Here is an 18,742-nt window from a genome sequence, read left to right on the forward strand (position 1 = left end):
GAGACAGGCCCTCAACTCATTAGAATTCCTGCACGGTTGGGCGCAGAACGATCTCGTTAATATCCACGTCAGCAGGCTGCTCAATTGCGAAGGCGATAGCTCGAGCGACCGATTCGGCGGGAATTGCATGCTTGTAGAAGTCCACCACGAAATCGCGGCTCTGTTGGTGGGTGCTGCCGAATTTCAGTTCGGAGTCCACGGCGCCCGGTTCGATAGTCGTGGTGCGGATGCTGCCACCGACTTCGTGACGCAGTCCTTCGGAGATAGCCCGCACAGCAAACTTGGTGCCGCTGTACACGGTGCCACCTGGGCTGAACACCTTCAGGCCTGCAACCGATGCGATGTTGATGAAGTGACCACTGTTTTGTTTCTGGAAGACTGGCAATGCAGCCGCGACTCCGTACAGCAGACCCTTGATGTTGATATCGATCATGCGATCCCACTCGTCAGTGCGAGTATCGCTGAGCGGTGCAATCGCCATCAGTCCGGCATTGTTGATCAGTACATCAATGCGACCGTAGGTGTCCACGGCACCTTGAATGAGCGTTTTGACCTCTTCCTGAGAGGTAACATCGGTCTGATACGCGATTGCCTGACCACCTGCATTGGTCAGCTCAGCCACCAATGCGTCGAGTTTATCTTTGCGACGTGCAGCCAGCACTACGCGAGCGCCAAGCGCAGCAAGGTGGCGTGCAGTAACCTCACCCAGGCCGCTACTGGCACCGGTGATAACGACAACTTTTCCAGAAATGTTATTGCTCATGCTGAGAACCTCATCGGCGGGTTTGTACTTCGCCATGGCTGGTTAACCTGGCAGTGCGCAAACTTTAGACCCATGATTGATCTCAATAAATGGAAATGATTGGATTATACTATTCCTGAAAATGGAATAAATGGGAGGGGCAACATGCTTAACCGCATGGAGATGGTTAGGATTTTTTGCACAGCAGCAGAGGCAGGTAGCTTCCGCGAAGCGGCAACTCGATTAGGCATCTCCCCACAAGGGGTGACTCGAGCCATTCAAGCCCTGGAAACTGAGCTTGGCGAATCACTGTTCCACCGCAATACCCGCCAGGTGAGCATCACTGCTTTCGGTCAGGATTACGCCAAAGATGCCAGGTCAGCTCTGGATCATTTCGATACGCTATTCCGGTCGCACAGGACGGAGCCTGAGCTGTCAGGTAAGGTGGGGATTACGGCTCCACATGCTATTGGCAGGCGCTTCCTAATACCGTTTCTTCAGCCCCTGGCCGCTGCACATCCTGACCTGCAATTCGATCTCCGCTTGGAAGATCAGATGACTGATGCCGTTGAAGCGCATATCGATATTGGTATCCGGGTGGGGGTTATTCGCGACCGGCGCTACGTTGCACGTGCCTTAGCTCCCGTGCCGTTTTACGTTGTCGCGTGCCCGTCTCTCATAGGCCAAAAGACACCACCTAAATCTTTGGATGCCTTAGCTAAGCTGCCACTTTCAGTCCTGATCGACCGGAAAAATGGCCGCCCTTGGCCTTGGCTATTTGCCGACGGGCAAACGTTCGCGCCCAGGCAGCCAGCGCTTATCTGTGATGATCCAGATACGGAATTGGAAGCCACCCTGGCAGGCATGTGTTTTGGCCAAATTCCTGCCTATCTGGCTGAGCCTCATCTGCGGTCAGGAAAGCTGGTTGCCGTTTTGGCTGATCACGCTCCAGCACCATGGGATCTGTTCATATACCGCCCGCAGCAGGGTCCTGTATCGAAGCGGGTGCGATTGGTGTACGACCACCTTAAGCAGGCTTTCTCAAACCCCAAGCTATTTCCCCAGGGCCTGGGGACATAGCTTGAATACCTGCCAGCAATCGTCCGCTTTTGGCCCAGAGTGTGTAAAAACACTTTCACATCTTGTATGCCCCAGCCCACTGCGCCTGGGCGTAGTGATTTCCCGAGCATTTGCCACGATCAGCGCCGGTGGCGCGTCAGAGCGCTTATAAAGCACTGTGGTACCTCTTGGGACAGTAAAAACCGGGGCTTTTACGCCGTCATCGCCTTCAATAAGCCTTCGGTACCCATGATTTTCATCACCCGCTTCAAATTATAGGCAAGCACATTCAAGCTCATTTCTGCACTCACCCCGTTCAGCTTTCGTGAATGCTTGAATCTTAGCGGTCTCCATTGGGCATCTCGATTTGTCTGCAAAAACGGAAAGTTTAGTCCAGTGCCGAGCAACGGCGACGTGCGCTTCAATAGAGGAAAATGGTCGTTTTAGAGCTGTTGCATCAGCCTCGAACGCGGTACCGCCCGTCAGGCTTTGACCAGTTTTCCTGAACAACGCGCGTTGTATGGGAGACGAACCAAGGTAGGAGCGAAAGCGCAATCGGCGCTCCTTTGAACTGACTTGGAGAACCCAGATGAAAGCAATCGTCTACAACGGCCCGCGTGACGTCAGCGTCCAGAACGTCCCAGATGCGAAGATCGAGAGACCAACGGATGCTCTCGTTCGAGTCACATCCACGAATATTTGTGGTTCCGATCTGCACATGTACGAAGGCAGAACCACCTTCGAGACGGGTCGAGTCTTCGGTCACGAGAACCTCGGTGAGGTGGTCGAGGTAGGTGCAGGAGTTGAGCGCGTTAAGGTTGGAGACATGGTCTGCTTGCCCTTCAACATCGGCTGTGGTTTTTGTGAAAACTGCGAGAAAGGACTTACCGGCTATTGCTTGACCGCCAATCCAGGCAGCGCTGGTGCCGCCTACGGCTTTGCAGAGATGGGCACTTATGACGGTGGCCAGGCCGAGCTGCTGCGAGTTCCCTTCGCGGACTTCAACTGTCTCGTGCTGCCTGAGGATGCGAAGGAGCGCGAGGACGACTACGTCATGCTCTCCGACATTTTCCCCACGGGATGGCACGCAACAAGGCTGGCGGGGCTGCAACCAGGCGAGTCCATTGCCATCTACGGCGCAGGCCCGGTCGGCTTGATGGCGGCGCACTCCGCGCTTATCCAAGGCGCTTCGCAGGTCTTCGTAATAGACGATCAACCAGACCGCTTGAAACTGGCTGCCCAGATGGGGGCCACGCCAATCAATTCCGTCGAGCAGAAGGCTGTCGATGAAATCCTGAATTACACCGATGGTAAAGGCACGGATCGTGGGTGCGAATGCGTGGGCTACCAGTGCTGCGACAAACATGGCCACGAGGTGAATCACCTGACCATGAACAACCTCGTCGCCTCGACCAAGGCAACCGGTGGTATCGGAGTAGTCGGGCTATTCGTTCCCCAAGATCCGGGTGCCAAGAACGAGTTAGCCAAAGAAGGGAAGATGGCTTTCGACTTCGGTTCCTTCTGGTTCAAAGGGCAGAAAATCGGCACCGGGCAAGCCAACGTCAAGGCGTACAACCGCCAGTTGGCTGAGCTAATTCATCACGGGCGTGCCGCACCCTCGCAGATCGTTTCCCATCGATTGAAGCTGGATGATGGCCCAAGTGCTTATAAGCACTTCGATGCACGAGACAAGGGGTGGACGAAGGTTGTGATGAAGCCTGCGGCTTAGTGTTTTGAGTAGCCGTCTCCTGCTCGGGGCGGCTACTCGGATGCTGTATCGTTCGAATCCATGCGAGCATCAATGATGCTCAGGCAGGATCCAAGTTTCGCCGGTCATGAAACATCGTTCTGAGCGACTCATGGCGACTTTGGAAATCTGCCAATCGCCATGCTGTTCCTAAGCTTGAGTACCGACGGCTTGTGATCCTGATGAGAGAACGAATCGAATCTGCCAACCAGCAGCATCTTGTATTAGTCAGTTAGCAATGGATCTAAGGATTATTGCTGCGTGAGCTCCAGTCGCTGCCTTATGGTGAATCATCTCTATGGTATCGCGACTGACCGCTATTGGCCCAGAGTGTGTAAAAACGCTTCTTCAAAATTGAAGTACTCGCGTCTACGTGAAATCTGGAGTTTATCGGCACGTCAGCAAATGTGGATTTCTCCCAGATGCACGATTTCTAGCTTGTGTTTGAGTACCTGCCGCACTTGAAAACGTTTTTACACAGTCTCGGCCGGTACCTGCCTAACGCGACAGGCAGATACCGGCCGGGAGTCGCCAGTAGCATCGGGCTGGAGTTGGCCACTTTCACCTGCTGATACCGTCAGCTTCTGCGCCAGTTGATCCTCGGCACCGCAACACGGACAATCCTGTACAAGAATACAGTGATCACTACCATGTCCGTCTCGTTAGCCCCTGAGCTTTACTACCTCAGCAATTTCCGTACGGCACTCGCCTGGGTGGCTGAGCGCTATGCAGATCTACTGGCGGATGAAGAACGTGCCTTTCTCGACACCTTCAATACCCTGCCCTGGCCATCGCAGGCCTTGCTGGTGCGCATGATTAGCGCAAGGGCTGTCATTTTCGTCTGAGCAAGCTCGTTTACCCGGAAATCGGCGACTGCCTGGCTGCTGCCGATCCACTGCTTGAACAGGGATGGATCACCGAGCAGGCGCTGCTCACAGCCGATGAGATTGCCGAGCTGCTGCGCAAGGATGAGGTGCTGACTCATATGCCGCTCACAGACCGCCGCGCGGCGCAGAAAAAGGCCGAGCTGCTCGAACAACTGCGCGCAATGGAGCTACCTGCCCAGACCTTCACGGACTGGTGCCCTATGTTGGATGATCAGTTACTCAGCCTGATGGTGGGCGAGTTGTGTGATCGTTTGCGCCTGATGTTCTTTGGCAATCTGGCTCAGGACTGGTCCGAGTTCGTGCTGACGGATCTGGGCATCTACCGTTACGAATCGGTGGATATAGGCCCGGAGTCACGTGGTTTTCAGTGCCGCCAGGATCTTGAGGATTACCTGCACCTGCGCCAGTTACGCGTCAGCGTTGAGCAAGGCGCAGACCTGGCGGACATTGTACCGCCGTTGCTGGCGTTCAGTTCAAGCAACCCATACCTTTGCAGCCGCCAATCGTGCCTGCTGTTTCAGATCGCCCAGCAACTGGAGAGGAGCGGTGAGCTGGAGCAGGCCCTGCTGCTTTATCAGCAAAGCGCGCATGGCGAAGCCCGCTGGCGACAGATTCGCGTACTGGAACAACTGGGGCGCGATGCCGAGGCCTATGATCAGGCCCTGGCCTTTAGCCAAACCCCAGGCAGCGATGAAGAAAGCCAGCGCCTGGAACGAGCCCTCACCCGCCTGCAGCGCAAGCTCGGCCTGCAGATGGTGAAAAAGCCCAAGGCTGCGAGCGAAACCCGCATCGACTTGGTATTGCCGGCGCCGACACATGGCAGTGTGGAGATAGCTGTGCGTGATCACCTGCAGCAGGATGATGCTCCGGTGCACTATGTGGAAAATACCCTGCTCTGCAGCCTGTTCGGCTTGCTGTGCTGGGAGGCGATCTTCGCACCGCTGCCGGGGTCATTTTTTCACCCGTTCCACAGTGGCCCGGTGGACCTGCACAGCCCGGACTTTTATGCGCGCCGCCAACACCTGTTCAAACGCTGTCTACTGCAACTTGAACAACCCGACTACAGGCAATTGATCAAGGCTCGGTATCAGGAAAAGTTCGGCCTGCAATCACCCTTCGTCTTTTGGGGCATGCTCGATGAGGCGCGCCTGGAACTAGCCCTGCAGTGCATTCCCGCTGCACACCTGCACGCCTGTTTTACCCGCCTGCTGCGAGATCTGAAAGCCAACCGCGCCGGCATGCCCGATCTGATCCAGTTTTATCCGCAGGAACATCGCTACCGGATGATTGAGGTCAAAGGCCCCGGCGACCGCCTGCAGGACAACCAGAAACGCTGGCTCAGTTTCGCGGCTGAGCACGGTATCGCCGTTGTAGTTTGCTACGTGCGCTGGGCTGAGGCATGAGCTATCGGGTAGCGGTGCGGGCACTGTGCGAGTTCACCGCCAAGGAAGGTGACCTGGATCTGCGCTTCACCCCTTCCCCCACCGCTCAGGAAGGCATGGCTGGGCACCAGACAGTGGTTGATCGGCGGGGAGACGGCTATATCGCCGAGTTACCTCTAAGTGGCAGCTACCCCGGCCTGCTGGTCGGCGGCAGGGCCGACGGGTACGATCCGCAAGAGCGGCGCCTAGAAGAGATCAAAACCCACCGTGGCGATATCAGCCGCATTCCGGCCAACCACCGGCTGCTGCATTGGGCGCAGGTCAAGGTCTACGGCTGGCTGCTCTGCCAGCAGCTTGAGCTGGAAGAGTTGGAATTGGCTGTGGTGTATTTCGACGTGATGAGTCACGCCGAGCATGCCTTCAGCGACCACTTCACAGCCGCTGAACTGGAAGACTTCTTCAATCAGCAGTGCCAATTGTTTCTGAGCGGGGCTGAACAGGAAGAAGCACCGCATCAAGCGTGACGAGCATCTGCAGAGCATCAGTTTTCCCTACCACTCAGGAAGTCCCGTCCTGAGCGGGGCGAACTACAGGATAAGAACATGCCAAACAATACTTTCGGTGAATCCTCTTGTACCGCTGCGGCCAGCGGCCTCGTGCAGGTGCGTGGCGCGCGTGAGAACAACCTCAAAGAGGTGGACGTCTCTATCCCGCGGAATGCGCTGGTGGTGTTCTCGGGTGTCTCCGGCTCCGGGAAGTCCTCGCTGGCCTTCGGCACCATCTATGCCGAGGCGCAGCGACGCTACTTTGAGTCGGTGGCCCCCTATGCACGGCGCCTGATCGACCAGGCGGGCGTGCCGGACGTAGATGCGATCGACGGCCTGCCACCAGCGGTGGCGCTGCAGCAGCAGCGGGGGTCCAGCAATGCGCGTTCCTCCGTGGGCAGTGTGACCACCCTGTCCAGCCTGGTGCGGATGATGTATTCGCGCGCCGGCGCCTATCCCGCCAATCAGCCGATGCTGTACGCCGAGGATTTTTCGCCGAACACGCCGCAGGGGGCGTGCCCGACCTGCCACGGCTTGGGTCATGTGTACGAGGTGTCCGAGGCGATCATGGTGCCCGACCCCTCCCTGAGCATCCGTGAGCGGGCGATTGCTTCCTGGCCACCCGCCTGGCAGGGCCAGAACCTGCGCGACATCCTGGTCAGCATGGGCTACGACGTTGACCGGCCGTGGAAGGACCTGCCGAAAAAGGATCGCGACTGGATTATGTTCACCGAGGAAACACCAACGGTGCCGGTGTACGCCGGTTTCACGCCTGCCGAAACCCGTACCGCGCTCAAACGCAAGATGGAGCCGAGCTACATGGGCACCTTCACCGGCGCCCGGCGGTATGTGTTGCACACCTTCGCCAATACCCAGAGCGCGCTGATGAGAAAGCGCGTATCCCGGTTCATGGAGGGCAAGCCGTGCCCCACCTGCCACGGCAAGAGGCTCAAGCCCGAAGCGCTGTCGGTCACCTTCGCTGGGGTGGACATCGGCGCGTTTATGCAGATGCCGCTGGACCACTTGGCGGCATTGCTCGAACCCATCGCACAGGGCGATTTCCGCGCCCATGCAGCGGGTGCGGCTACGGACAAGGAAGCGACCCGGCGCGAGCGTGCCGAACGCGCTGCCACCGGCCATGCGGTCCATGCGGTATCGCCCGACGTGCGCCGTACCTCCGCGCTGTCGGAAGAAAAGCGCCTCGCCGCACAGCGCCTGGCTGGAGGCGTGATGGCGCGCCTGCGCCAACTGCGCGAGCTAGGCCTGGGCTACCTGACGCTGGACCGGGCCACGCCGACGCTTTCGGCCGGCGAGTTGCAACGCTTGCGGTTGGCCACGCAATTAAGTTCCCTGCTGTTCGGCGTCGTGTACGTACTTGACGAACCCTCGGCGGGCCTGCATCCCTCCGACAGCCAGGCCCTGTACGATGCACTCGACCGGCTGCGCGACGCGGGCAACTCGGTGTTTGTGGTGGAGCACGACCTGGACCTGATGCGCCGCGCGCAATGGCTCGTGGATGTCGGGCCGGATGCCGGGGAGCGTGGCGGCCGCGTGCTCTACAGCGGCGAGCCGGATGGCCTGCGCAAGATTGCCGAATCGCGTACTGCACGTTACCTGTTCGACGAAATTCCCGCACCCGGAAGCCGAGCACGCGAAGCGACCGGCTGGTTGGAGCTGCAGGGCATCCACCGCCATAACCTGCATGGCGTGGATGCGCGCATTCCGCTGGGCGTGCTGACAGCCGTTACCGGCATCTCTGGCTCCGGCAAATCCAGCCTCGTCGCGCAGGCCCTGCCGGAATTGGTGCTGCTGCACCTGGGCCACGAGCCTGAAGACGATGCCGCCGAAAGCGCCACCAGCGAAGGGCCGGCAGTGGTCGAAGCGACCGGCGGCCATCTGGCGGGCGACGTGGACGCCATACAGCGCCTGGTGCAGGTGGACCAGAAGCCGATCGGGCGCACGCCGCGGTCGAACCTGGCTACCTACACGGGTCTGTTCGACCATGTGCGCAAGCTGTTCGCCGCCACGCCCGATGCTCGACGCCGCCGCTATGATGCCGGACGGTTCTCGTTCAACGTCGCCAAGGGGCGCTGCGAGACTTGCGAGGGCGAAGGTTTCGTTAGCGTGGAACTGCTGTTCATGCCTAGCGTGTACGCGCCGTGCCCGACCTGCCATGGCGCGCGCTACAACGAGGCCACGCTGAAGGTGCAGTGGAACGGGCGCAACATCGCCGAGGTGCTGCAGATGACCGTGGACGAGGCCAGCGAATTCTTCGCGGGTGAAGACGCGGTGGCAAGGCCCCTGCAACTGCTGCGCGACATCGGACTGGGCTATCTGCGCCTGGGGCAACCGGCCACTGAGCTTTCCGGTGGCGAGGCGCAGCGCATCAAGCTGGCGACCGAGCTTCAGCGCAGCCAGCGCGGCCGAAGCCTGTACGTGCTCGACGAGCCGACCACCGGGCTGCACGCGTCGGATGCCGACCGGCTGCTGGTGCAGTTGCAGCGCCTGGTCGATGCCGGTAATACCGTAGTGATGATCGAGCACGACATGCGTGCGGTGGCCCAAGCCGACTGGGTGATCGACGTAGGGCCAGGCGCGGGCGCTGCCGGCGGCAGCATCGTGGTGGCGGGTTCCCCTCAGCAGGTGGCCCGAAAGTCTGGCAGCCGAACCGCTCCGTTCCTTGCACGGGAGTTGGCGCGGGCCGAGTAGCTTAGTTCGCCAAATGTTGCCAGCTTCGCGGGGCATTGATCGTCGCCACACGGTGGTGACGGTCGCTGCCCGAGTCGCGTCATCCTTCCTGAGTCAGAGCAAGATAGGGATTGTTGGGCGGTATTTCGGCGAATACCAAGGACCCATTTTCGAGGAGGTAGCCATGCAGTCGGCGGGACTTCCTCGGGCCCGTGACTTCACAGGTCCAAATGTTCAGGCCATTTGGGTGCTTGCGGTATAGCTGCAGTTTCTAAAAGCGCTTTTGCACCCACTGCCAATCCGGTTGCTTGTCCTGCCTGACCAGCGCATCCACCTGGGATGTTCCTACGCATAGCGCTGGAACACGCTGGGACTGACCAGGTAGGCGGTGTCGCTCACCGTATGCACGAGCGCCTTGGCGTCGTTGATGATGAGTCGCCGCGCGGCGACTCCCTGTTGCAGCCACGTCATGAAATGCTCCCCGGATGGTATCGCGACTGTTGGAGTTGATGCAGGTCCAGGCGCAGGGGTAAGTGGCAAGGGAGACGCTGCGGCTGTGGTTGGGGCAGGGACTTTCTCCACTGGATCTTCACCCTTCCCCATGTCGGCCGTGCGATCCAATCCAACCATCGCCAGCATGTCCTCCATGACGTCAGGCACGGGCGGGGCCGCAGTCGGCAAGGCGGTATCGCTGCGAGGGCATTCCCAAGGGGGAGTCTCCAGACCTTCGGGGGTTGGCTGCCCCACGACCGCGGGCGGTGTGCCTGGTGCACTGCCGTTGGTTTCCGCTGGCGTCGTGTCGATCGCCACCGTGCCTGCGAAAAGCGCTGGCCGCTCGCCGGATTCCCAGATCAGCGCGGGCGCGAGGCGCAACAGGGTGAACGAGTAGGACCAGCCGGTCGCACTGGTCACGGTCGCGCGCCAGACCGCCTTGCCGTCTGAGGTGGGCTGGAGCATGCCGTGGTTCTGCAGCACTTTGAAGACGGCGGTGTTGTTCACAGGAATGCCGTCGATCCCCTGAGACAGCAGGTGCGCGCGCAGCTTGTCCGAGACAGTCTTGCTCACCAGCCACAGCCCATCCTCAGTGAGCCAGCCATCGGAGGCTTCCGGCTGATTCAGCTTCAACGGTTCCTTGAGCAGGAAGCGCAGCCCGTCCAGCAGCTTGCGTTGCAGCGCGTGCCTGGGCGCGGCCATGGCGCGCGCGGGATCGCCGCCCAGTTCCTGTGCCACAGAAGCGCGATCAGCCTGCACGACCAGTTCACCCAGCACGCCGGCGTGCTCGTACTGCCCGGCCAAGACGTAGAGCAATGGTGCCCACAGAGACGGATAGCCGCTGAGCCAGTCTAGGAGCGGACCATCGAGCAATTGGCGGTAGAGCAGCCCTGTTGCGGCGCTGTGCAACCGGTACTCGCGGTCTTCGCGGTAGCGGAAGCGGTACGACTGGTGCAGCGGGCCGTGCCAGGGATGCCACAGCGAGCCGTCTGCCAGCTCGACCAGCAGATCGACGGCCACCTTGCCGATGTCGTGCAGCAGCGCGGCGTAAGCAACGGCGGCGGTCCAGGCTTCCGACTGCGCCGCCTGGTCTTAGGGGCTGGCGCCGATGGGCAACAGATGGGACTGCCGCAGCTTGAGCGCATAGGCGACGATCTCCAACCCGTGATCCAGCATGCCGCCGGGGTAAGCGTGATGATGGCTCTCGGAAGCGGGGAATTGCTGGACCAGCTCGGCGTAGCGCTCCAGCGGCGTGCGCTGCCAGATGTGTTCCAGCAGCTTCTGTCGGCGCGGTGTCGCCAGCAGCGATGCGGCCGATTCGGGCCGTAGCAGCCCTTTGGGGAGGTCGGTGGCGGGCGCTGGTGATGGGGCAGTGACCGGAGGCCGTTTTCGCTGGAACAGGGAGAGCATGTGGGTGTCCTCTGGGGGGGGCCGGCCGGGATGCCTTTTCGCCTTTTCGAGGTAGGGCCTTTCCCCTTGCACCCCCATTCCCTTGCCGTTTCGGCCCTTTGGCCTTTAACCGCTTCGGTATAGCGGGAAATGGGATGCGGCTCCAGCGTCAATGGGGAACCCGCTGGAATGGAATGGTCAGCGTCCTTCAGGTCACGCTCGATGCCGTAGAGCTTGTTGATCAGGCTCAGCGCCACGTCGGCACGCCCAGTCTTGCCCTTGGGCTGCACCTTTTGGGCTTCGACGAACTTGCGTCGCGCATGCGCCCAGCAGCCCAGGCGTTCGATGCCGTCGCGTGCAGCCACGGCGTTGTAACCGGCGTAGTCGTCGGTCATCAGGTAGCCGCGGTAGCCATCGAGCAGGCGTAGCGGCACCTCCTGCGCGCGGCTGGCTGTGTAGTCGAAAAGGATCACCGGCTTGTCCGGCGGCCCACCGCTTTGCACCCACATCCAGGATTGTGCCGAGGGGTCTCGTCCCGGTTCATGCAGCACCTGCAAGCGCGTTTCGTCGCAGTGCAACACGGGGTAGTCCAGCAGCTTGTCGCGCATCAGGTTGAGCAACGGTTGCAGTTGCTCGCCACTTTGGATCACCCAACGCGCCAGGGGCTGGCGTGGGATGTCGACGCCGTGGCGGCTGCCCCCTAAAGAAGGTTGGCCGTAGAAGAGCACTTGAAGGGCTTCGCGTCCCTCTCTGGAGTGTGCTGTCTTTTGCGTGTACAGCCCCTGGTTTCAGCGTTGTCAAGTGGCAGTTTTGCTATAGGAGCGTTTTTTCCGCGCACCGCATCACTGGTAATGCTGTTCGATCACTCGAAGCTTCGGATGATCTGATCGTTATTTGGTCAGATTGCTGTTTTTGACATCGGCAAAGACTGAAATCAGTCAGAAATACAAGGGTGTGCAGCCCTAGATTCTTTCTTGCAGCGCCTTGAAGAAGGCATCGATATTCTCATCGTGGCGTTTGTAGTAGGTCCAGGGGCCGATCCGCTGCGATGTCACCAATTGCGCGCGCTGTAGAGCTGCGAGATAAAGCGATGTCGTTGACTGCGAGAGGCCCGTGCGCTCTTGGATGATACTGACGCACACGCCTACCGTTTCTGGGTCGACTTCCTGCTCGGGAAAGACTGTCCTGGGATCCTTGAGCCAATTGAGGATGGCAAGGCGCATCGGGTTCGCCAATGCTTTCAGGGCTTCGTTGACGTCAATAGTCATGAATTTTTTGAGACCTGTTTTTTTCGATATCTAGATATCTTCCTGATTCGCGCATCAAATTGGAAGGCTTCGCCATGATCTCTGCGCGCCTGCCCGTCGCAATGACGGGCTGGTTTGGACTGGAATCCTATTGTCCTGTCAGGTAGGACTATCGGGCACCTGTGCGCCGAATTGCGGGACGATATGTTTGCCAAGTTCCTCGATAACCTCTGCTGCGGGGCGTTTACTATACTTGAGGTTCAGGATGACGTGATCTACACCGATTTCCTGAAGTGTATCCAGCAAGGCCCGCAGGTGGTTACGTCCCAGTCGGAATCCTAGATGGATAGGCGAGGGTGGCGTGGATGGGTGTTCGTCCAGGTCGATATACAGCGATTGCAAGAACGGCTTGTAGATAGTGCCACATTGTTTAGCCGTTTCCTGTCGCCAATCTTCCACGATGAGTCGCTGCATTTTTGGCGGACGTGGATAGTTGATCCATCCATGGCTTTCACGCGCGATCCAATCGAGCGGCTGGCGGCTGTGTCCGGTTACGAATAGCGGTATTTCCCGAGTCGTAGGTTTGGGAACGAGATCGGCCCCCAGTAACTCGCCGTGACTCCAGCGAATGGGCTCGAAGTGTGTTCGATGGGCTTGGCGTATCACATTGAGGTTTTCTTGAAAGGTCTCGCCACGCTGTTCTGGATCAACGCTGAATGCGGGAAACTCCACGGGACGATCGCCAGAGGCTACTCCCAGGAGCAAGCGACCTCCGCTCAATTGATCAATGCTCGCTGCGGCCTTTGCCGTGTGCAAGGGATTACGCAAAGTAAGGGCGATGGAGGCGGTGCCTAGTGCGATTTTTGTTGTATGGGCTGCGATGTAGCCCAGATACACCCAAGGGTCGAAAACCTGGCCGACATCACCGAAGCTTGGGTCCCTGAGCGGGACGTCGCGAAACCAGAGCGCCGAAAAACCAAGTGCCTCTGCACGTTTGGCCAGCGCGACCTGATCTAGCATGCTCGGTGTATCACCTTCGAAAGCCTCCAGGGGAAAGAACAGCCCAAGGCTTAGATGACCCTGCCTGAAGGTTCGTTTGAATCCCCTATGCTCTTGGTAGGGGATCGTGCTCGGTTGGTACATGCTTAACTTCCTCGGTCAGCAAACGCTGAGCCACGCCCCTGACTTATGGGGCGTGGCTCTGAGCGTTTAGGATTTGTAAGTCGGGTAGTCGGTGTAGCCCTTATCGGTACCGCCGTACATGCTGCTTGGATCAACTGGGTTAAGCGGCCAGTTGTTGGCGATACGAGCGGGCAGGTCGGGGTTCGCAATGAAGGGGCGGCCAAAAGCGATCAGGTCGCCCCAGCCAGCTTTTATCACGCGATTTCCTCGTTCAGCGGTGTACTTGCCGGCATAGATAATCTTGCCGCTGAAGGTCTTACGAACAGCTTCCCGGAACGTCTCAGGCAGCTCGGGTGCGTTTTCCCAATCGGCTTCGGCGAGCGACAGGTAGGCAATGCCTACTTCCTCGAGGATCTTCACTGCCTCGATGTAGGTTTGGTGAGGATCTTCTTCGACCAGGCCAAGGTAGACGCGGTCTTCGTCTGTGGTCGCGAACAGCGGGGCGAAGCGAACGCCAACGCGCTCCTTGCCGACGACACCAGCAACGGCGAGGGTGATTTCGCGCAGGAAGCGAAGACGGTTCTGCAGCGAACCGCCATATTCATCATCACGCTGGTTGGTATGCGCCGAAATGAACTGGTTTACCAGGTACCCATTCGCGCAGTGAAGCTCCACCCCGTCAAAACCTGCGTCCAAAGCATTTCGGGCTGCTTGGGCGTAGAGCTCAACCAGTTCCTTTACCTCCTTGGTGGACAGGGCTCGTGGGGTCGAAGGGTCGGCCAGTGTACCCGTGCCGGGGCCAGTTTCGATGAACACCTTGACGTTGTCCGCGCGGATGGCTGATGGCGCGACGGGCGCTTCACCACCGGGTTGCAGCGACGTGTGCGACACGCGGCCCACATGCCAAAGTTGAGCAAAGATCACCCCCCCTTCGGCGTGAACAGCGTCGGTGACCTTACGCCAGCCTTGTATCTGTTCCGGGCTATGAATGCCAGGTGTCCAGGCATAACCCTGTCCTCGGGGTTCGATCTGTGTGCCCTCGGTCACCATGAAGCCAGCACCGCTGCGCTGACGGTAATATGTGGCCATTAGGTCGTTCGCAATATTGCCGGGTTGAGAGCTGCGTGAACGCGTCAGTGGCGGCAGAACGATACGGTTCTTGAGGGTGTATGGGCCCAGCTGAGTGGTTTTAAAAAGTTCTGAGTGTGTCATTTTGCTTACCTGCATATCTAAGATATTCGATGTTATAAGTCAAAAAAATATGGTTCAAGGAGGTCAGAAGAGCCCGAGCGGTGCTTCGTTGAGGCTGACGTAGATGTTCTTCTTCTGGCTGTAGGCTTCCAGCATTGACTTGTGAGTTTCCCGTCCTAGGCCAGATTTCTTATAGCCACCAAAGGGGGCATGGGCAGGGATCTCATGGTAGGTATTTACCCACATACGTCCGGTTTCCACCGCGCGTGCCACACGTAACGCCCGGTTGATGTCTTGGGTCCAGACTGCACCGGCTAGGCCGTACTCGGAGTCGTTGGCCATGGCGATGACCTCCGCTTCATCCTTGAAAGGAATGACGCACAGAACAGGGCCGAAAATTTCCTCGTAGGCGACGCGCATATCGTTGCGAACACCGACCAGAATCGTTGGCTGGATGAAGAAGCCGGCATCGTAATTGGCACCTGTGAGACGACCGCCGCCGATCAGTACCTCAGCGCCTTCCTGTTTGGCGATATCGACGTAGCCGAGGATCCGTTCCATCTGGGACTTGCTGACCTGTGCACCCATCATGGTGTCCGGGTTCAGTGGGTCACCCACACGTACAGCTTCGAACTTATGCTTGAGCTCAGCTAGGAATCGTTCGTAGATGGATTCGTGAACGAACAGCCGTGCGCCGGATTCGCAGACTTGGCCTTGGTTCCACAGGATGGCGAGGACTGCGCCTTCCACGGCCTTGTCCCAGTTCGCATCGGGGAAAACGATGTTGGCCGACTTGCCGCCCAGTTCAAGGGTGGCGGGAATGATTTTCTTCGCTGCCGCATTGGCGACGAGTTCGCCGACACGCGTCGAGCCGGTAAAGGCAAGCTTGCGCAGGTCCGGATGATCCAGTAACGCCTGCCCAACTGTGGTGCCTAAGCCTGTGACGATGTTGACCACGCCGGCTGGAAGTACCTTAGCGAAGATCTTCGCCAGTTCGAGGATGGTTACCGGGGTCAGCTCGGAAGGTTTGATGACTACGGTGTTACCCGCTGCGATGGCCGGAGCGATCTTCCAGGCGGCCATAAGCAGCGGGAAGTTCCACGGAATCACTTGGCCCACAACTCCGAGGGGTTCACTGAGAGCGATGCTGAGTGTTTGCTCATCCAGCATGACCGCCTCATCCGATTGGCTGCGGATTACGCCGGCGAAGTAGCGGAAGTGATCAATTGCCAGCGGGATGTCGACGGAGCGACTTTCACGAATGGGTTTACCTACATCAAGGGTTTCCAGAACGGCGAACCGATCGGCATCGGCTTCCAGCAGGTCGGCGATCTTCAACAACGCATTGGCGCGTTCCGCAGGTGAGGTGGTACGCCAGGTCATGAAGGCGCGCTGTGCGGCCTGCACCGCGCGGTCGACGTCGGCAGCTGTGGCGTTTGGGATGTTGGTGAGAATTTTTCCGTTGGCGGGGTTGATAATGTCGAGGGTTTCACCGTATTCGTCCGAAACCCACTGGTTGTCAATAAACAGGCCGTAGCTGCTGTCGGGAAGGTGATTCGGATGGGTATCGCTGGAATCTTTCATGGGGGGTGCCTCCTGAGGTTTCTAGCGCGGGTTACGAGTCCAGGCTATTCGCAATATTCATATATGTCAATATAACGCTATTGGTTCCGGCACGTGTGCATATTTCCACGCCCTTGCAGCTCACTTCTGGATCAGCTGGGAACGCGCCGTGCTTCGCGCCAGGGTTGCCTATGCAGCCAGCTCCCTTGAGCTTTTCATCATGGAGGCTGGCTGCATCAGGTATTGATGTTTGCGTTGATGTGCAGATGAAGTTAGAACGGCGCGTCAATATCGATGACGCTAATCAGCTTGTGATTGACGAATTCCTTGATGCCCAAGCCGATTAGCTCGCGCCCGTAGCCGGAGCGTTTGATTGCGGATTCCACGCTGACTCGGACACCCATTCCACGCACATCCGGACAGTGATTCCACGCTGACCCGGACACTCATTCCACGAGCATCCGGACACCGATTCCACGGCCATCCGGACACTTTTCAGGCAGGCAGACGGCTTGTATGGTCATTAGACATCCCGTTACGACAGGGTATCGAAGGCTGGCGCATTCAACCGACGTGCTTGATTGGCCCCGAATACTTCGCTATAGCATGATTATTGGTTACTAGGATGAAGCCTTCCGAAGCGGCTTGTCCGATGAGCATCCGATCAAATGGGCGCTGTGAAGGAGAGGCGAGGCCGCAGCCGTAATGGCGTGTCGGCTGGTCATGGACAGCTCCTTGTAGTCGCCGTCCAGAAGAGACCTTCTTAGTACTCCTGTATCGAACTGAAAGCTGGCTTTGCCCATCGCGTTTTGGCCGATTTCCCAGATGCTAGCGGCGCTGATGAACAGCTCATTGGCGCGATCCTCGATCATCTCCACAGCCCCGAGTTAGCTAACCTACTTAGTCTATCCCCTCGTTGGAGGGGCAGCTGTCATGGTCAATTGCAGGCTGTAAATAATTGCGGTTTTTCCGTGACGCTGCGGTTATATGGAATTATGGCTCAGCCATAATTATTGCTGAGCCATAATTTCCATCATTTTGTGGCCCCGCCGTACAGCTCGACGCGTGACGCGCTTCGTGCGTGCACTAGATAGGCAGCTAGATGTTAGTGAGCAGATCTCAGCGTACGCAGACTGAATCGAACCTGCCCCTCGCTACAAATTACTCAGGTCATCCGCTTTCGTTTGCAATTTAAGCAGTCGCGAGGAGTCGCGGTACCCTTCCGCGTCACAGACGCGCCTCGCTTGTGGTGATTACCAACGGTGCGAAATTTCAAAATTCGAAAAGACGACTCCGAGCCGGTTGGATCAGCCTCGCATCGTCCGTGGAGATATGTCTTGATCTCAAATAGTCATTGGCCGCGCCTAGGGTAAGTCCGATAAGGATTATCTTTCTTGCTCTTCTGGTGCGTGAGTTCTGGCAATCCTTGTCAATATATACGTATTACAAATACCGATGGTCAGTGGTTGGCTTTTTCTTTTCTAAAAGTGCTTGACGAGCAGTGGTTGGAGCTGGATTATTTTATTGCATTGGTTTCAGGTTGCTGTTTTTTGTCCAATACTGAGCGTAGTGGGGCGATGCCATAGGCTTGCATCGATGAATAAGGTACTTAGTTTAATAATGGAGGTTGATGGGGTTGCGCTGCTCGCCTTTTAGACTCAGGCCATATATTAATAGTCAGAACTGACGCTCATTGGGAAACAAGCTTTTCATACTTGGTAGGTTTGTCAAGGTAGGGACGTTTTGCCCAGATTCTGCCTCTAGACATCTATGGCTCAGATAGAGAGATGGTATGGACGATTTAAAGAAAGTATCTTATTTGTTATACGCCCCGGGTGAGGTAATGCCTGGTATCGAGATGTCGTTAGCAGAGGCGTGCGCGCGTGGTTCAGCGGCTGCGTTGCTTGACGAGGTGCCTTTCTGTGTTGTGCGTGACTGGATCTGGATCGATCTCATCGTGCCTGACGCGATACGAGAAACGTTACAGGCGGCCGGGCAACAGCCCGCGATGGTGTATGCCGGCCGCGTGTTGTACGACAGTGCCAACCGTTTCCAAGAGGGTGACTGGGTGCGTACAACACAACTGATTGAGTTTGCCGATGGGTGCATTTTCAGAACGCGCAATACGCGATATGTGCTTGCTGGCCCAGGGGCTCGCAAAAGCGCCGAGCTCACTACTGTGTTGAAGATTTTTTGATGCGTCGTCAGATATTGGCGGGCATGGACGTACCAGACAACCGACACCCCGATGTGCCTTGCGACGTCTGTGGTACCTCCATGCGAGTGCCTGGGTACGGCGAACAGTTCGGTGTGCTGCAAGCGCACTGGGGATACGGCGCGCGACATGACGGTGAGCGTTATCGCGTACGGATGTGTGAAACCTGCTTCTTCATGACCTTGGCGTACCTGCGACAGGAGCGACGCATACATCATTTGTTTGGCGACGCCCCGCAGCATGAAGACTACAAGTTTGGGCGTATTGCTCGAGACGATTATTGGTTGGACAGCTAGCCGTTAGTGGGGGGGGCAACGAGTTTTGATCCGAATTTGGGTGCTGACGTGATGAGTTCAACTAAACGAAGTATCGACCAAACACGTGATGTATCTGACGCGTTGTCGCGAGCAATGGATATGTGTTTTGGTAGGGAAGTTACGGCGTATCTCACGGACGCTTATTTAATCGCAGGC

Annotated in this window: 11 protein-coding genes and 4 pseudogenes; 7 read left to right on the plus strand and 8 right to left on the minus strand. The window is 58.0% G+C overall.

Features of this window, described 5'->3' with window-relative positions; all coding sequences use genetic code 11:
- Positions 1-19: 19 nt before the first annotated feature.
- Positions 20-763, minus strand: a complete 744-nt coding sequence (locus tag PSEST_RS04360) for an SDR family oxidoreductase (protein ID WP_031633346.1) — start codon at positions 761-763, stop codon at positions 20-22.
- Positions 764-907: 144 nt separating this feature from the next.
- Between PSEST_RS04360 and PSEST_RS04365 the strand changes: the two genes are divergently transcribed.
- The 5 genes and pseudogenes from PSEST_RS04365 (at position 908) to PSEST_RS04385 (ending at position 9,071) form a co-directional block, all read left to right on the plus strand.
- A complete protein-coding gene (locus PSEST_RS04365; RefSeq protein ID WP_015275820.1) occupies positions 908-1,822 on the plus strand; it encodes a LysR family transcriptional regulator in 915 nt (304 codons plus the stop codon).
- Between the two features lie 568 nt (positions 1,823-2,390).
- Positions 2,391-3,530 (plus strand): glutathione-independent formaldehyde dehydrogenase, encoded by a 1,140-nt coding sequence (locus PSEST_RS04370; protein WP_015275821.1) that lies wholly within the window; start codon positions 2,391-2,393, stop codon positions 3,528-3,530.
- Positions 3,531-4,198: 668 nt separating this feature from the next.
- Positions 4,199-5,838, plus strand: a pseudogene (locus PSEST_RS04375) (VRR-NUC domain-containing protein).
- A pseudogene (locus tag PSEST_RS04380) lies at positions 5,835-6,411 on the plus strand (ATP-dependent DNA helicase); the annotation flags it as partial. The pseudogenes PSEST_RS04375 and PSEST_RS04380, both read left to right, overlap by 4 nt.
- 8 nt (positions 6,412-6,419) lie before the next feature.
- On the plus strand, positions 6,420-9,071 hold the full coding sequence (locus PSEST_RS04385; protein ID WP_015275823.1) for an excinuclease ABC subunit UvrA: 2,652 nt from the start codon (positions 6,420-6,422) through the stop codon (positions 9,069-9,071).
- Positions 9,072-9,150: 79 nt separating this feature from the next.
- Here the strand turns inward: PSEST_RS04385 and mobH are convergent.
- From mobH to PSEST_RS04420, 7 genes and pseudogenes are all read right to left on the minus strand, one after another.
- Positions 9,151-10,952, minus strand: a pseudogene (mobH, locus tag PSEST_RS04390) (MobH family relaxase).
- A 179-nt stretch (positions 10,953-11,131) separates the two neighbouring features.
- A pseudogene (locus PSEST_RS21680) lies at positions 11,132-11,626 on the minus strand (IS66 family transposase); the annotation flags it as partial.
- Positions 11,627-11,893: 267 nt separating this feature from the next.
- Positions 11,894-12,199 (minus strand): ArsR/SmtB family transcription factor, encoded by a 306-nt coding sequence (locus tag PSEST_RS04400; protein WP_015275824.1) that lies wholly within the window; start codon positions 12,197-12,199, stop codon positions 11,894-11,896.
- Between the two features lie 138 nt (positions 12,200-12,337).
- Positions 12,338-13,321: an LLM class oxidoreductase gene (locus PSEST_RS04405; protein ID WP_015275825.1), complete on the minus strand. Its 984-nt coding sequence runs from the start codon at positions 13,319-13,321 to the stop codon at positions 12,338-12,340.
- Positions 13,322-13,387: 66 nt separating this feature from the next.
- The gene (locus tag PSEST_RS04410; RefSeq protein ID WP_015275826.1) at positions 13,388-14,512 is read right to left on the minus strand and encodes an alkene reductase; all 1,125 of its coding nucleotides are present in this window, start codon (positions 14,510-14,512) and stop codon (positions 13,388-13,390) included.
- Between the two features lie 63 nt (positions 14,513-14,575).
- Positions 14,576-16,075: an aldehyde dehydrogenase family protein gene (locus PSEST_RS04415; protein ID WP_003291466.1), complete on the minus strand. Its 1,500-nt coding sequence runs from the start codon at positions 16,073-16,075 to the stop codon at positions 14,576-14,578.
- A 599-nt stretch (positions 16,076-16,674) separates the two neighbouring features.
- Positions 16,675-16,926 (minus strand): hypothetical protein, encoded by a 252-nt coding sequence (locus PSEST_RS04420; RefSeq protein ID WP_003291464.1) that lies wholly within the window; start codon positions 16,924-16,926, stop codon positions 16,675-16,677.
- Positions 16,927-17,846: 920 nt separating this feature from the next.
- On the opposite strand from PSEST_RS04420, the gene PSEST_RS04425 reads away from it, so the two are divergent.
- Positions 17,847-18,251 carry a DUF6957 family protein gene (locus PSEST_RS04425; protein ID WP_015275827.1) on the plus strand — a complete coding sequence of 135 codons (405 nt, stop codon included), beginning with the start codon at positions 17,847-17,849 and terminating at the stop codon, positions 18,249-18,251.
- The gene (locus tag PSEST_RS22360) at positions 18,251-18,565 is read left to right on the plus strand and encodes a hypothetical protein (RefSeq protein ID WP_003291462.1); all 315 of its coding nucleotides are present in this window, start codon (positions 18,251-18,253) and stop codon (positions 18,563-18,565) included. Before PSEST_RS04425 ends, PSEST_RS22360 begins: the two co-directional genes overlap by 1 nt.
- Positions 18,566-18,742: the final 177 nt, after the last annotated feature.

The organism is Stutzerimonas stutzeri RCH2 (genome assembly GCF_000327065.1).
GTDB lineage: Bacteria > Pseudomonadota > Gammaproteobacteria > Pseudomonadales > Pseudomonadaceae > Stutzerimonas > Stutzerimonas stutzeri_AE.

Excerpts from the sequence above, each read along its gene's own strand:
- PSEST_RS04360 (WP_031633346.1), bottom strand. The coding sequence starts at position 763 with ATGAGCAATAACATTTCTGGAAAAGTTGTCGTTATCACCGGTGCCAGT.
- PSEST_RS04425 (WP_015275827.1), top strand. The coding sequence starts at position 17,847 with ATGGACGATTTAAAGAAAGTATCTTATTTGTTATACGCCCCGGGTGAG.
- PSEST_RS04410 (WP_015275826.1), bottom strand. The coding sequence starts at position 14,512 with ATGACACACTCAGAACTTTTTAAAACCACTCAGCTGGGCCCATACACC.
- PSEST_RS04405 (WP_015275825.1), bottom strand. The coding sequence starts at position 13,321 with ATGTACCAACCGAGCACGATCCCCTACCAAGAGCATAGGGGATTCAAA.
- PSEST_RS22360 (WP_003291462.1), top strand. The coding sequence starts at position 18,251 with ATGCGTCGTCAGATATTGGCGGGCATGGACGTACCAGACAACCGACAC.
- PSEST_RS04370 (WP_015275821.1), top strand. The coding sequence starts at position 2,391 with ATGAAAGCAATCGTCTACAACGGCCCGCGTGACGTCAGCGTCCAGAAC.
- PSEST_RS04420 (WP_003291464.1), bottom strand. The coding sequence starts at position 16,926 with ATGATCGAGGATCGCGCCAATGAGCTGTTCATCAGCGCCGCTAGCATC.
- PSEST_RS04400 (WP_015275824.1), bottom strand. The coding sequence starts at position 12,199 with ATGACTATTGACGTCAACGAAGCCCTGAAAGCATTGGCGAACCCGATG.
- PSEST_RS04385 (WP_015275823.1), top strand. The coding sequence starts at position 6,420 with ATGCCAAACAATACTTTCGGTGAATCCTCTTGTACCGCTGCGGCCAGC.
- PSEST_RS04415 (WP_003291466.1), bottom strand. The coding sequence starts at position 16,075 with ATGAAAGATTCCAGCGATACCCATCCGAATCACCTTCCCGACAGCAGC.
- PSEST_RS04365 (WP_015275820.1), top strand. The coding sequence starts at position 908 with ATGCTTAACCGCATGGAGATGGTTAGGATTTTTTGCACAGCAGCAGAG.